The organism is Rossellomorea sp. GQ25 (assembly GCF_059758515.1).
In genome coordinates, this window is sequence record NZ_JCAXEQ010000001.1 from 1,038,775 (window position 1) to 1,052,528 (window position 13,754).

15 protein-coding genes are annotated in these 13,754 nt (G+C 40.0%); all 15 read right to left on the bottom strand.

Annotated elements, in window-relative coordinates; genetic code table 11:
• Window position 1: 1 nt before the first annotated feature.
• Complete coding sequence (gene flgD, locus AC6CIB_RS05545; RefSeq protein WP_498278517.1) at window positions 2-634, bottom strand: flagellar hook assembly protein FlgD; 633 nt, start codon at window positions 632-634, stop codon at window positions 2-4.
• Between the two features lie 8 nt (window positions 635-642).
• Window positions 643-1,890, bottom strand: coding sequence for a flagellar hook-length control protein FliK (locus AC6CIB_RS05550; RefSeq protein ID WP_498278519.1), 1,248 nt, complete (start codon window positions 1,888-1,890; stop codon window positions 643-645).
• Between the two features lie 24 nt (window positions 1,891-1,914).
• Window positions 1,915-2,508, bottom strand: a complete 594-nt coding sequence (locus tag AC6CIB_RS05555; protein ID WP_498278521.1) for a MotE family protein — start codon at window positions 2,506-2,508, stop codon at window positions 1,915-1,917.
• Between the two features lie 4 nt (window positions 2,509-2,512).
• Entirely contained in the window at window positions 2,513-2,959 is a 447-nt protein-coding gene (gene fliJ / locus AC6CIB_RS05560; protein ID WP_498278523.1) for a flagellar export protein FliJ, read from the bottom strand.
• 5 nt (window positions 2,960-2,964) lie between these two features.
• A complete protein-coding gene (gene fliI, locus AC6CIB_RS05565; RefSeq protein ID WP_498278525.1) occupies window positions 2,965-4,284 on the bottom strand; it encodes a flagellar protein export ATPase FliI in 1,320 nt (439 codons plus the stop codon).
• The gene (gene fliH / locus AC6CIB_RS05570; RefSeq protein ID WP_498278527.1) at window positions 4,281-5,057 is read right to left on the bottom strand and encodes a flagellar assembly protein FliH; all 777 of its coding nucleotides are present in this window, start codon (window positions 5,055-5,057) and stop codon (window positions 4,281-4,283) included. Before fliH ends, fliI begins: the two co-directional genes overlap by 4 nt.
• Complete coding sequence (gene fliG / locus AC6CIB_RS05575; protein WP_498278529.1) at window positions 5,050-6,063, bottom strand: flagellar motor switch protein FliG; 1,014 nt, start codon at window positions 6,061-6,063, stop codon at window positions 5,050-5,052. Before fliG ends, fliH begins: the two co-directional genes overlap by 8 nt.
• 11 nt (window positions 6,064-6,074) lie before the next feature.
• On the bottom strand, window positions 6,075-7,673 hold the full coding sequence (gene fliF, locus AC6CIB_RS05580; RefSeq protein ID WP_498278531.1) for a flagellar basal-body MS-ring/collar protein FliF: 1,599 nt from the start codon (window positions 7,671-7,673) through the stop codon (window positions 6,075-6,077).
• A 33-nt stretch (window positions 7,674-7,706) separates the two neighbouring features.
• Complete coding sequence (fliE, locus tag AC6CIB_RS05585) at window positions 7,707-8,012, bottom strand: flagellar hook-basal body complex protein FliE (protein ID WP_498278533.1); 306 nt, start codon at window positions 8,010-8,012, stop codon at window positions 7,707-7,709.
• Window positions 8,013-8,029: 17 nt separating this feature from the next.
• Complete coding sequence (gene flgC, locus AC6CIB_RS05590; RefSeq protein ID WP_498278535.1) at window positions 8,030-8,491, bottom strand: flagellar basal body rod protein FlgC; 462 nt, start codon at window positions 8,489-8,491, stop codon at window positions 8,030-8,032.
• 2 nt (window positions 8,492-8,493) lie between these two features.
• Window positions 8,494-8,883 (bottom strand): flagellar basal body rod protein FlgB, encoded by a 390-nt coding sequence (gene flgB / locus AC6CIB_RS05595; RefSeq protein WP_498278537.1) that lies wholly within the window; start codon window positions 8,881-8,883, stop codon window positions 8,494-8,496.
• A 1,007-nt stretch (window positions 8,884-9,890) separates the two neighbouring features.
• On the bottom strand, window positions 9,891-10,670 hold the full coding sequence (codY, locus tag AC6CIB_RS05600; RefSeq protein ID WP_148968731.1) for a GTP-sensing pleiotropic transcriptional regulator CodY: 780 nt from the start codon (window positions 10,668-10,670) through the stop codon (window positions 9,891-9,893).
• Window positions 10,671-10,766: 96 nt separating this feature from the next.
• Window positions 10,767-12,179: an ATP-dependent protease ATPase subunit HslU gene (hslU, locus tag AC6CIB_RS05605; RefSeq protein WP_498278680.1), complete on the bottom strand. Its 1,413-nt coding sequence runs from the start codon at window positions 12,177-12,179 to the stop codon at window positions 10,767-10,769.
• Between the two features lie 69 nt (window positions 12,180-12,248).
• Window positions 12,249-12,791, bottom strand: a complete 543-nt coding sequence (hslV, locus tag AC6CIB_RS05610) for an ATP-dependent protease subunit HslV (RefSeq protein ID WP_498278539.1) — start codon at window positions 12,789-12,791, stop codon at window positions 12,249-12,251.
• 19 nt (window positions 12,792-12,810) lie between these two features.
• Window positions 12,811-13,710 (bottom strand): tyrosine recombinase XerC, encoded by a 900-nt coding sequence (gene xerC / locus AC6CIB_RS05615; protein ID WP_498278541.1) that lies wholly within the window; start codon window positions 13,708-13,710, stop codon window positions 12,811-12,813.
• Window positions 13,711-13,754: the final 44 nt, after the last annotated feature.

Genomic DNA, 13,754 nt, shown 5'->3' on the forward strand with positions numbered 1-13,754 from the left:
CCTAAGATTCGATTTTAATTAACTTATCACTGGAAATTTTGTCACCTTCTTTTGTATGAAACCAAATGAGTGAATCTTTCTTTGAAACGGATTGAACGATTCCGCTCTTCTCTCCATCTTCGTTGTTCCATGTTACGTTCTTTCCTATTAGTAAAGATGCATTTACGAGAGAAGCTTCAGGAGTATCCGTCGTACTCACTTGTGAAATATTCCCGGGAGTCAGGATTGCTCCGTCCTCCATGATGAATTCAACAGAGTCACCTTTAAAACGTACTCCTTTTACGAGTCCCTGGCCTTCTTGTATTTCAGGTGCATCGCCCGCTTCAGATTCTATGATTTTATGCCATGTCACTTGTTTCCCAACAAATTGATTGTAAGAGATCAATTGTGTTTGGCTTTGGTTATCCACAAATTTCTCCATTGTTTTCGTCAGGTTCGTCATCTGCTCTAATGATGAAAAGGTAGCCATTTGCGCGATGAAGTCTTTGTCCTGCATCGGATTTAACGGGTCTTGATTCTGTAATTGTGTCATCAGGATTTTCAGGAAGTCATCTTTTCCCAAAATATCCTTTCCACCTTCACGCTGTTTTGATTGGACGGTGGAATAAAGTAAGCTCGGATCGATTTTCGTCATATTATCACCTATATTTCGGTATTTACGAGATAATCCTTAAAGGATTGAGTTCTTTCTTCTTCCTGGCTTCCTCCATGGTCGGGTTGATTCTGCTTTTGCTGTTGTGAGGACTGTTGTTGTGACTGCCCTTTAGATTGCCGCTCAGCATCTGTTAACGCCTGTGAGATTTCAATCTTCTCTACTTGAAGGTTCTGTGATGTAAATGCATGCTTTAATCCTTGGATTTGAGAATCAAGCATTTCTTTCGCAGTTGCCGTTGAAGCTAATATTTTTGCAGTCATCACTCCGTTTTGTTGTAGAAGTTCGATCCTTAATGAGCCCAGTTGCTCTGGATATAGCTTGATTAACAGCTTACTCATGTTCGGCTGTGACAGCATTTGAGATTTACTTAGGATATTTTGAAATTCTTTCACAAATTGTTCATATTGAAGGGAGCGATTTCCTGATGAAAGACTCATGGAAACGGATTCTGTTTTCGGAAGAACAAAGTGTATGTGGTTTGCCTGAATCGGTTGAATGCTTTTCTTCTCCACTGTGCCCCCTTCTATTGAGGACTGCTTTTCCATTGTTTGCACAGGTGCTTGGCGTTGAAAAGCATCTTTTAATACCCGGGACCAATCCTTCCCCTGATTAAACTCCCTGGCCAGGGAGTTATCTACACCCGCTTGAACCATCTTCATCATGTCTTTTAACTCGGACACTTTTGATGCTTCCACCACAAGTAAGTCACGGTTAGCTGCCAAAAGTTCAATGACCTTTACAAGTTTGGTTACTTCTTCTATGGGCCCTTTTCCACTTAAGCCCCCCACCTCATTTTTTAATGCGGATTGCAGAAGCTGCATCGTTCCCAACAGGTTTTCATGAAGATCCTCTGCAATATCACCAGTTGAAGACGAGGATTGCTCAGTCCCAATAAGAGCAGATTGAAGCTCAGAAAAAAGTGTTTTGACCGTTTCTTTATCCACACCAACTATTTCAGCGATATGGTCAAAGTCAAATTCTTTTAATCGGGATAAGTCTTCTAATTGTCCGCTTGATAGTCCAACTTCATCAAGCTCTGTTGCACGTAGGATGCCTTTCAGACTAACAAGAAGAGATAGTGTCTCCGGCTGTTTTACTTCTTCCCTTTCAACAACATGACTCGATACAAATCCTAAAAGTTTCGAAAACCCATCCATTTCTTTCTTAGAAAGCTTCGATTCCTTTCTCATCCCCATGGGTGAGTTGGGAGCTTGGGTACCTATTCCGATTTCCACTTTTTCACCTCCTCATGACTTAGCCTATCTTTCCACCGTCGAGAGCAGCTCCGTGTATCTGGCAGCATCTTCCGGCGGCATTTTTTCTAAAATATCAGCTAGAGTATCAGGTTTGATACTTGATAGAATCTTCATTGCCTCATCATCATCCATGTTCATCAGAACAGGGGCAGCACTCTTTGCTGACATGGATTCAAATGTATTAACTACCTCTTTAAAGGCTCGTTTGTTTTCTTCACCAATCTGCCGTAACTCTTCAAGCTCTTCTTTTTGCTGCTGAATGGTAGCTTGCAGTTGTTCATTATCACTGTCTTTTTTATCTACTTCATTCTGAAGCTGAGCTATTTTCGCCTCTTGATCTTCGATTGAAGCTTGAAGTGAGACCATTCGCTCATGTAATTCGTCTGCTTCCCGGGCTTCGTTTGAAGGAAGGATATTAGCCAGAAAAGGGATATCTGAGCTGAATGATTGCGCTTTTTCAAATACATTGATTCCTGCGACTGTCATGATTACGAGAGCGAAGGTTATAGTAAACAAGAGAGGAATGAAGATGATAAACACAACTCTTTGTAAACGACTGGACTGCTCTTTGTTTTCCTCTTCGATCACCTTTGCCATGAAATCACCTAACTCCCCGTTTCATATATTGAACGACTGATACTTCATCTAATTGTTTACTTTCCACTTGTTTATTACTTTGCAAAAAGCGATGGAGATCGTTCTCCTTCACCTTTTCGTATTTCTTTACTTCTACATTCATATCTACAAGTTTTTCTTCATACCAGTTCATCCGGTTCCTTGCTTGTATCACCAGGTCCTGGTAATAAGAAATGGTTCTTTCAAGATTGGTGATGAACTGTTGATGATGACGGATATCCTGTACAGATAAACCATTTTGCAATTTAGTTTCTTGATGTTGTTCGAGATGTTCTTTCTTTTTCAGAAACTCATAAAGCTTCTCGGCTACTTTTTCAAATTTTTCAATGGAACCTCTGTACATTTCCTGCACTTCATCTTTTTCTTTTTCCTTTAACGTTAAAATACGTTGAAACCTGTATTGATAACTCACTCGATTCATCCACCTTTTTCCGATAGCTTTATAAGCTCATCAACACTTGCATGGAGAGTAACCTGTTCGTATACTCCCTGCTTCAAGAAGGAGATGATACCTGGATAGTATTGGATGGCTTCATCAACTTCACGGGAAGTACCCTTTTTATATGCACCAATTTGGATAAGATCCTCAGAGTTCATATAAGTACTTAATAACTCTCTTATTCTAGTAGCGGCATGTAAATGTTCCATAGATGCCAGGTGATTCATTAACCTGCTCACACTTTTTAAAATATTGATAGCCGGATATTGACCTCTATTTGCGATTTGACGGTCTAACACAATATGGCCATCGAGTATTCCCCTAACCGTGTCAGAAATAGGCTCATTTAAATCATCACCATCTACCAACACGGTGTAAAATGCTGTAATGCTCCCGAGTACATTCGTTCCTGTTCTTTCTAATAGTTTCGGTAAAATAGCAAATACAGAAGGCGTGTAACCTTTAGTGGTCGGTGGTTCCCCGACCGCCAACCCGATTTCCCTCTGAGCCATCGCTACACGTGTCGCGGAATCCATCATGAGCATGACGTTCATTCCTTTATCTCGGAAATATTCCGCAATGGCAGTCGCCGTAAAGGCCCCTTTAATCCTCATTAGTGCAGGTTGATCTGAAGTGGCTGCCACTACAATCGTTCGCTTTAATCCTTCTTCTCCTAAGTCTCTCTCAATAAATTCCCTTACTTCCCTGCCCCGCTCACCGATTAACGCAATTACATTTAAATCCGCTTTCGTGTTTCGGGCAATCATTCCAAGCAGTGTGCTTTTTCCTACCCCACTTCCAGCGAATATACCGACCCTTTGTCCTTTGCCTACAGTCAGCATGCTGTCGATGGCTTTTACACCAACCTCCATTTTTTCGTTAATGGGCGGTCTAGATAAAGGATTGGGAGGATCTTGTTCTGTATATGTCGTACTTAAGCCATTCGGTAAGTGACTTCCATCGAGTGGATGTCCCAGGGAATCAATCACCTTCCCTATTAAAGATGGTCCAATTTTGATTTCTAATGACTTTGCGGTACCTTCTACTAAACTGCCGGGAGAAATGTCCTGCATATTGGTATAAGGCATGAGGATCACTAATTCACCATTAAACCCTACCACTTCTGCTAAAATCACTTTTTGTTTGCCCCGGGAGAAAATATGAATATGACAGACTTCACCTACAGAACTTTCAGGCCCTTGAGATTCGATCATTAACCCGACAACCCGTTTTACCTTTCCAAACTTTTTGAAAGTTGGAATCTTGGGGATATGGTGAATGAGATCTGCTGCTTTCATTCAACATCACCTTCCAGAAAATGAAGAAGCTTATGCTTTAACTCTCTTAATTGGGAGTCCACACTCACAATGACACGTCCCTGATTGGTTTCTATATAACATTCCTCAGGTTGAAGATCATCATTTGCATAAATAAAGCACTGAACATCCGTGGGGAACATGACTTCAAGCTCATTTTTGTTTTCAACTAAAAGCTTATGCTTAGACGGATGAACATGAATTTGAATGTGAGGTAGATCCCTTACCTCCTTTAATCCCCGTTCCACGATCGAAAAGAAATGATGGGGTTCTTCCTGAAGTTTCCGATTCATGATCTTCTCAGCACATGTAATCCCTAAGCTGACAATGACCTTCTCTGCATTTTGAATATAGTCTTGATACTGCTGTTTATTTCTCTCGATCATTTCATTGGCTTCTATTAATCGCTGTTGATATTCTTGATAACCTTTGTTTCTACCCTCTTCTTCACCTTGAAGAAATCCGGCATTATAGGCTTCCTGCATGAGTTGCTCGCGCTCGACCAGCCACTTTTCTTTCTCACGTTCAATTTGACTTTGAGCATGGAAAGTCATCTCTTTCGCTTCTTCGATTATTCGAGCCGCTTTCTCATTCGCTTCCTCTATAATGTGATTTTCCCTACCCGCTGCGTTCATTTCAAAGTCGTTGTCTTCATGTTGCTTGAATTCCTCTATTGTCTTAACCCTTTTAAGGGAAATCAGTCTTTGATTTTCATCATTGGTTCGAGCAATGGAGGATTTAATGATTCTAGACAATAATATCGTCTCCTCCACCACGGGCTATGATGATTTCACCGGAATCCTCTAACCGTCTTATCACCGCTACAATCCGTGACTGTGCTTCCTCTACATCCCGTAATCGAACCGGCCCCATGAATTCCATTTCCTCTTTAAGCGTTTCCACCATGCGATTAGACATGTTTCTAAATACCACTTCTTTCACCTCATCACTTGATACTTTAAGGGACAGGAGGAGATCTTCGTTATCACAATCGCGAATGACACGTTGAATGGAACGCCCATCAAGGGTGACAAGGTCTTCAAACACAAACATTCTCTTCTTGATTTCCTCAGCTAATTCAGGATCTTGTATTTCTAATGCATCCAGAATGGTCTTTTCCGTAGAACGATCTACACCATTCAGCACTTCCACTACCGCTTCAACTCCACCTGTCTGCGTATAATCCTGGGTCACAGTAGCCGAAAGCTTTCTTTCAAGGATAGCTTCCACTTCACTTATCACTTCCGGCGAAGTTCCATCCATGATCGCGATTCTCCTGGCAATATCTGCTTGAACTTCTTGAGGAAGTTCAGAAAGAATTTGGCCTGCTTGCTGTGGTTCAAGATAAGATAGAATTAATGCAATGGTTTGAGGGTGTTCGTTTTGAATAAAGTTGAGAATTTGAGCAGCATCGGCTCTCCGTGCAAAGTCAAAAGGCTTTACTTGTAAAGATGAAGTTAATCGGTTAATGATCGCCAATGCTTGTTCTGATCCGAGTGCTTTTTCTAATACTGTTTTGGCATAGCCAATTCCGCCCTGGGAGATATAATCTTGAGCAATGGCGATATGGTGAAATTCTTCTAGGATATCCTCTTTCGCTTCAGTCTCCACCTTTTTAACTCCGGATATCTCTAACGTCAACTTTTCGATTTCTTCTTCTGACAAATGCTTGTACACTGATGCGGATACATCAGGACCAAGAGAGATCAGGAGGATGGCTGCTTTCTGTTTTCCCGTTAAGTCTTTCTCTCTTCTCACCACATTAATCCCTCCTAATCCTCTGATAACCAGGTACGTAATAATTTTGCAAATTCTTCAGGCTTTTCTTTGGCCATTTTTTCAAGTTGTTTCCGGCGAATCGTTCCTTCTGTTTCTTCTTTAGGCTCAATTTCCGGTATATGGACAGGCTCCCTTGTTTCTTCGTATGCCATTTCTTCTATTTTTTCTTTCTTTCTAGAGCGAATCAGGAAAAATACCAATAGTAGAATGATAATAAGAAGTATTCCTCCAACCACATAGGTCCACCAGGGAAGAAAAGATTTTTCTTCTGATGCCATATCAACTTTTCCATTAAATGGTTGAACCGAGACGATCACTTTGTCTTCTATTGCTTCGTCTGTTAATTCAGGGTTCGCTTCCTTATCAATGGAAGTTCGTACAATAGTCGATAATACTTGGCGGATATCATCCACCCTATCTTGTGGCAAGGAATTTATCTCTTCAGGATTTGGCGGTTCCACCATAACCTGAATCCCAAGGTCCCTTATTTTATATGGGCTCTCAACTACTTCTTTACGGATACGATTGACTTCATTGTTAATCGTTTCCTCCATTCGTTCATAATCACCGTTTGATTCTGAACCGGAACCATAAGTATCCCCTGTATTTGTTGGCTCATTAGCATCACCGGCTCCAGGTGTCCCACCCGGGTTTGCCCCTTCTCCCGAGAAAGTTTCTGTAATTCGTTGTGCGCTTACGGCTATTCCTTCCATATTTTCTTCATCCACTGGTGTAACAAGGTTTTCTTCACGGTTTTCCTGGGTAAAATCTATATCAGTTGTAACCGATACAACCACTTTGTTAAATCCAATCAATGTGCCTAACATATTCTGAACTTGACGTTGTATATCACGTTCAATTTCTTTCTTGACATCCATTTGTTGAGCAAAGTTGCCTCCGCCCATGGAATTATTTTGAGATTCCAAGTCGAAATACTCAAAAAATTGATTCATGATGACGATATTCTCTGTAGGAAGATCAGGAACACTTTTGGAAACCAGATGGTAAAGTGATTTAATCTGCTTTTGATCAAATGTGAAACCAGGTTTTGTATTTAATACAATCGAAGCTGATGCTTGTTGTATGTCATCATTTAAGAATACCTGCTTTTCTGGAAGATTGATCATGACTTTAGCATCCTTTACCCCTTCGATTCCTTTCATGAGTTGAGCAAGTTCTGTTTGCATCGCATCCAGCTTTAACACATTAAATTCATTATCAGTCATCCCAAACCCAGCATTTTGACTAAAAAAGGAGTAATCAATACTACCCGAGTTAGGAATACCTTCTGCAGCCAATTCAACCTTCAGTGTATCTACTTGTTCTTTAGGAACCATGATGGTTGATCCACCATCGGAAATCTCCGATGGGATTCCTCTACCATCGAGATTTTCTTTTATCGTTCCGGTTTCTGAAGGTGATAAATTGCTGTATAGGGGAACAAGAGTCGTTCTTGTTGCAAAGAAGCTCACAACAGTAATCAGAATGACTGTTATCAGGAAGGTGGCTCCCATACTTATTTTCTGTTTTTTTGTTCTGCTTACCCAATATGACTTTATCTGTTCTGTATATTTCTTAAACGATTCATTCATTACAATCCTCCGGTACATGACTGAATGAGTCTACTACATTGGCATTCTCATTATTTCTTGGTATGCTTCTACTACTTTGTTACGCACTTCCATGGTCGTTTGCAATGTGATGCTTGCCTTTTGTGATGCGATCATCACTTGATGAAGATCAACATTTTCTCCCCGTACAAGCTTCTCAGTCATTTGATCTGATTGAACTTGCATAGAATTCACTTCGTCAATGGACTGTTTAAGTAATTGACTGAAATTATCCGTAGCTTCTGAAGGAGAGACATTTTTTTTTGCAATTGACGGACTAAAAACTCCAGGATTAATCGAACCTATATTATGTATTGCCATAAATCTATAACCTCTTTCTATTTACCGATTTCCAAAGACTTCATTAACATCGCTTTATTCGCATTAAATACGGTTACATTTGCTTCATATGAACGAGTAGCCGATATGAGGTCAACCATTTCTCGTAATGGATCAACATTGGGAAGCTGCACATACCCCTCGCCATTCGCATCAGGATGTTCTGGATCGTACACCATTTTAAATGGTGTATCGTCATCTTCTTCGATTCGGGAAACCTTTACCCCGCTTCCAACATTGTGATTGTCCCTTGTGTTCATGGCTTTATTTAAAAATGATGAAAATTGATTTTCCTTTGGGACCATCACAACAGATTTTCTCTTATAAGGCTGCCATTCTCCTCCCACCATTTCTCCTCTTGTTGTGTCTGCATTCGCCATGTTTGATGAAATGACATCCATTCTTAAGCGTTGGGCAGTAAGGGCAGATGCTGTTGTATTCATACTTGTAAATATCGCCATGATTATTTACCACCCCTTACAACCGTTTGAAGACTGTTAAACTTACCATTTATTCGATCTGTTAAGGCATTAAAATAGATTTGATTCGAAGCCATTTCTGACATTTCCTGATCTAAATCCACACCATTTCCATTGTGATTATATTGATAAGCTGTTTTTGTTTTAACTGCTGGATGTTGACTACTTGAGTGAAAGGTGAAATGTCGTTGATCTGTTCTTTTGGCATCAAGTTGTTGAACTGATTGGTCTAGCATTGTCTTAAATTCTACTTCTTTTGCTTTATAATTTGGAGTATCGACATTGGCGATATTTTGAGAAATCACTTTTTGATTTAACGAGGCGTAATTCAGTCCTCTTTCCAGAGTTGTGAAAGTGTTGGAAAATAATTTCACTTCAGGCACCTCTATCCGTTTTTTTGACAAGATACTACTATTTTTTACAAATTTAGCATGCAACAGTATTTATTGTAATGTTTAGCAAGATTAGTGTCTATGAATATTCCGTAAATTTTCAAGAACGAGGGCGAAATTCAAATAATTCGTGACTTTTAATCTATATTTTACCCTTAAATTACCAAGGAAATCCTTCCAATTTATTGTGGATTTTACTAATTTTATTACATATATGTTACACATACATATAATTGACCGATTCGCTTTTCATAGGTATAAAATCCAACGAAGGTGCGTTCAAGATGGTTCTTTCACCTTATTTCACTCTTATACACACGAAAACATCACCTGCCAAGAGGTGAATGTCATCATATAACTCACTCTGTTATTTTAATTAATTTAACTGTCGAAAATAGTCGTAACATTGTTGTAACTTTATTGTACTATTCGTGCCATATATGACAATACCTTATGAATGATTACCAATAGTCCATTCGACTTATTTTCCCTAAACAATCAGACATTTCCGCCCATTTGTACTACAAAAGCGGAGGGGCTTTGCCCAGAGGCGACAAGCATAACCCAAGCCCACCAAAAAGGCGCACTTTGCCTTTTTGGTGGGCTTGGGTTATGACCTCGAGCCTCTAAGCCCCGGAGCTGGATGACACAAAAGCGGATGGGCTTCGCCCAGAGGCGACAAGCATAAGCCATGCCCACCGGAAAGGCGGCTTTTTGCCTTTTTGGTGGGCATGGCTTATGACCTCGAGCCTCTAAGCCCAGGAGCTGGATGACACAAAAGCGGATGGGCTTCGCCCAGAGGCGACAAGCATAAGCCATGCCCACCGGAAAGGCGGCTTTTTGCCTTTTTGGTGGGCTGGCTTATGACCTCGAGCCTCTAAGCCCAGGAGCTGGATGACACAAAAGCGGATGAGCTTCGCCCAGAAGCGACATGAATAAAGGTAAACAAAAAAAGCTGTTTCCTTTAACAGGAAACAGCTTTTTTAATTTTAGTTTGTCCGAAGCTTATCTAACTCAACTAAGAATTTATTGTTTAATACTTTAATGTAAGTACCTTTCATTCCCAGGGAACGAGATTCAATTACTCCCGCACTTTCTAATTTACGAAGGGCATTGACGATTACAGAACGGGTAATTCCCACTCTATCGGCAATTTTAGAAGCAACCAGAAGACCTTCATTACCATTTAACTCTTCAAAGATATGCTCAATCGCTTCAAGCTCACTGTATGATAAAGAACTGATCGCCATTTGCACGACAGCCTTGCTTCTAGCTTCCACTTCAATTTCTTCCGCTTTTTCACGAAGAATTTCCATTCCTACTACTGTTGCACCATATTCACCCATGATCAGATCATCATCTTCAAAGCTAGCTTCAAGACGGGCAAGAATTAATGTACCAAGTCTTTCTCCTCCACCTATAATAGGAACGATTGTCGTTAACCCATTTTTGAAGAATTCTCTATTTTCAACTGGGAAAGCAGTATATTCACTATTAACATCCAGGTTTGGAGAAGTTTCTTGCACATTAAACAGGTTTTGAGTATACTCCTCAGGGAATTGACGATCAGCAAGCATTTGTTTCATTCGCTCATTTTCAATTTGCTGATTAATGGCGTAGCCAAGCAATTTCCCTCGGCGACTTACAACGAATACATTTGCTTCAATGACCTTGCTAAGTGTTTCTGACATTTCTTTAAAGTTAACTGGTTTACCCGCTGCTTTTTGCAGCATAGCATTAATGGTTCTTGTTTTACCTAATAAATTCATTACATTTCCTCCTACTACAACTTAAGTGTATCTATTATTTAATTTTGTATTCTGATTGATTCATCTATCTTTACCCAATAGAATGAAAGTGAAAACTTATAGAATAAACTGACTCAGATCCTTATTCTTAGATATAGCGCCTAACTTATCATCCACGTACTTAGGTGTGATATTAATCGTTTCCAATGTAATATCAGGAGCTTCAAAGGAAAGGTCCTCGAGAAGTTTTTCCATAATGGTATGAAGTCTTCTGGCTCCTATATTATCCGTGTTCTGGTTTACATCATAGGCAATTTCAGCAAGTCTACGAATAGCATCGTCAGAAAATTCAATTTGTATACCTTCAGTTTCCATTAAAGCAATATATTGTTTAATGATTGCGTTATCAGGTTCAACGAGTATACGCACAAAGTCTTCTGTAGATAGCTTTTGAAGTTCCACTCTTATTGGAAAACGTCCTTGTAATTCCGGAATAAGATCAGATGGTTTACTCATGTGAAAGGCACCTGCGGCTATGAATAGCACGTGATCTGTTTTCACCGAACCATGCTTTGTGACAATCGTAGATCCTTCTACAACAGGAAGGATGTCACGCTGAACCCCTTCTCTCGAAACATCGGCTGAAGATTGACCAGAGCTCTTGCTTGCTATTTTATCAATCTCATCAATAAAGATGATTCCTGATTGTTCTGCACGCACGATTGCCTCCTGTGTTACTTCATCCATATCAATAAGCTTTTGAGCTTCCTCATTTGTAAGGACGACTCTTGCTTCTTTCACTTTTAATTTACGTTTTTTCTTTTTCTTTGGCATAAAGCTGCTCATAGCATCCTGCATATTCATACCCATTTGTTCCATACCGGAGCCTTGAAGCATGTCGAACATGGAGGGCTGCTGCTCTTCTACTTCAATCGTGATGAACTCCTCTTCAAGTTCACCATTTTGAAGTCTTGTTTCCACTCTGCGCCTTTGCTCTTGAAGGGAATTCTCTTCTTGCTTTTCTTCCTCTTCTTCCGAAGTGCCCTGAGTCTGATTACCACCAAAGATCATTTCAAAAGGGTTTTTATAAGAGTTGGACTTTTTCTTAGATGGTACAACGAGTTCCACTAAGCGGCGGCCAGCATTTTCAGCTGCTCTTTCACGAACCCCTACCATTTTTTCCTCTTTTACCAGGCGGACAGACGTTTCGACTAAATCTCTCACCATTGATTCCACATCACGTCCAACATAGCCTACTTCAGTAAACTTAGTAGCCTCTACTTTTACAAAAGGAGCTCTAACAAGCTTCGCAATTCTTCTGGCAATCTCCGTTTTCCCTACACCGGTTGGCCCCATCATTAAAATGTTCTTTGGAATCACTTCATCCTTTAATACATCAGAAAGAAGGCTACGGCGATATCGATTTCGTAATGCAACAGCGACCGCTCTCTTTGCGTCTTTTTGTCCTACAATATATTGATCAAGACGTTCAACAATTTGCCTTGGAGTTAAGTGATCAGTACTCTTCATCAAATGGCACACTCCTTACTTTCCCTATAGTGTAAAAGAATATAAAAATTTTAACCTAATGATTAATGTTTATAGCTCTTCAACAATAATTTGGTTATTTGTATATACACATATATCAGCAGCAATTTGTAAGGAAGACTGAGCGATTCCCCTGGCAGATAAATGGTCACCCGCGTATTGTTTTAAAGCTCTTCCAGCAGATAATGCATAGTTACCACCGGATCCAATGGCTAAAATCCCATCGTCCGGTTCAATGACTTCACCTGTTCCTGAAATTAGCAGCAAGTGATTTTCATCCATTACAATCAACATCGCTTCAAGCTTTCTTAACACTTTGTCGCTCCTCCACTCTTTAGCCAATTCAACAGCTGCCCTCGGGAGATTTCCATTAAATTCCTGAAGCTTTCCTTCGAACTTTTCTGATAGTGTGAATGCATCGGCAACAGAACCGGCAAAACCTGCTAATACTTTGCCATTAAATAGCTTCCGTACTTTTTTTGCTGTATGCTTCATCACAACTGTATTGCCAAATGTCACCTGTCCATCCCCGGACATCGCACATTTGCCTTTATGCTGCACAGCAAAAATAGTGGTTGCATGGAATTGTTCCATATCCTGACCTCCAACTCTTCTAAGCACGTGGATGATGTGCTAAATATGTTTTTCTCAACTGATCCTTCGATACATGAGTATATACTTGAGTTGATGATAACTGTGAGTGTCCAAGAAGCTCCTGAACCGTTCTTAAATCGGCACCATTATTAAGTAAATGCGTGGCAAACGTATGTCTTAACATATGAGGGTGGATTTTTCCGGTCAAGGAAGCCTTCTCGATAATCTTATTTAAGATAAGACGTATCCCTCTTTGGGTTAATGCTCCACCACGATGATTGACCAACAATTGGGTATGAGTTTGATTCTTCATTAACTTAGGTCGGGACTCTGTTATGTATTGTTCTATAGCATCGTGAGCAAAGCTTCCAAATGGTACATATCTCTCTTTGTTACCCTTACCTTTAACAAGGATTGTAGAAAGCCCTAAATCTACGTCCTTCAGCTTCATGCTTGTGCATTCACTTACGCGAATACCCGTAGCATAAAGAAGTTCAAAGATGGCCCGGTTGCGAATGTCTAAAGGCTTGTCTCCTCCGCACGCTTCTAACAATGCTTGTATTTCTTCCTCATAAAAAAATTTAGGCAATCGCTGTTCTTTTTTAGGAAGATTGACAAAGGAAAATGGATTATCGGTGAGCTGCTTTTCCCGATTTAAGTAACGATAAAAACTTCTTAAACTGGAAACCTTCCTTGAAATGGAAGATCTCATTAGTCCATGATCATGCAGCTTAGTTAAAAAAAGTCTCGCATCAGAATACTCGACATCTTTTAATGAACTTAAACCTTGTTCTTTCATAAATACGTAGAACTCTTCAATATCATGACGATATTGTTCAAAAGTGTGAGCAGAATAATGCTTTTCTATTTGTATATATTCAGTAAAGGATTGTAATTGTTCATATAATTGATTTTTCATTTTTAACACCTCACAAGGGCTACTAAATAGTAACACAACCCAGC

What these genes read in the sequence shown, in the direction of transcription:
- flgD (WP_498278517.1), bottom strand. Translation starts at nt 634, where the DNA reads ATGACGAAAATCGATCCGAGCTTACTTTATTCCACCGTCCAATCAAAA.
- AC6CIB_RS05555 (WP_498278521.1), bottom strand. Translation starts at nt 2,508, where the DNA reads ATGGCAAAGGTGATCGAAGAGGAAAACAAAGAGCAGTCCAGTCGTTTA.
- fliI (WP_498278525.1), bottom strand. Translation starts at nt 4,284, where the DNA reads ATGAAAGCAGCAGATCTCATTCACCATATCCCCAAGATTCCAACTTTC.
- fliF (WP_498278531.1), bottom strand. Translation starts at nt 7,673, where the DNA reads ATGAATGAATCGTTTAAGAAATATACAGAACAGATAAAGTCATATTGG.
- fliE (WP_498278533.1), bottom strand. Translation starts at nt 8,012, where the DNA reads ATGGCAATACATAATATAGGTTCGATTAATCCTGGAGTTTTTAGTCCG.
- flgC (WP_498278535.1), bottom strand. Translation starts at nt 8,491, where the DNA reads ATGGCGATATTTACAAGTATGAATACAACAGCATCTGCCCTTACTGCC.
- codY (WP_148968731.1), bottom strand. Translation starts at nt 10,670, where the DNA reads ATGAATTTATTAGGTAAAACAAGAACCATTAATGCTATGCTGCAAAAA.
- hslU (WP_498278680.1), bottom strand. Translation starts at nt 12,179, where the DNA reads ATGAAGAGTACTGATCACTTAACTCCAAGGCAAATTGTTGAACGTCTT.
- hslV (WP_498278539.1), bottom strand. Translation starts at nt 12,791, where the DNA reads ATGGAACAATTCCATGCAACCACTATTTTTGCTGTGCAGCATAAAGGC.
- xerC (WP_498278541.1), bottom strand. Translation starts at nt 13,710, where the DNA reads ATGAAAAATCAATTATATGAACAATTACAATCCTTTACTGAATATATA.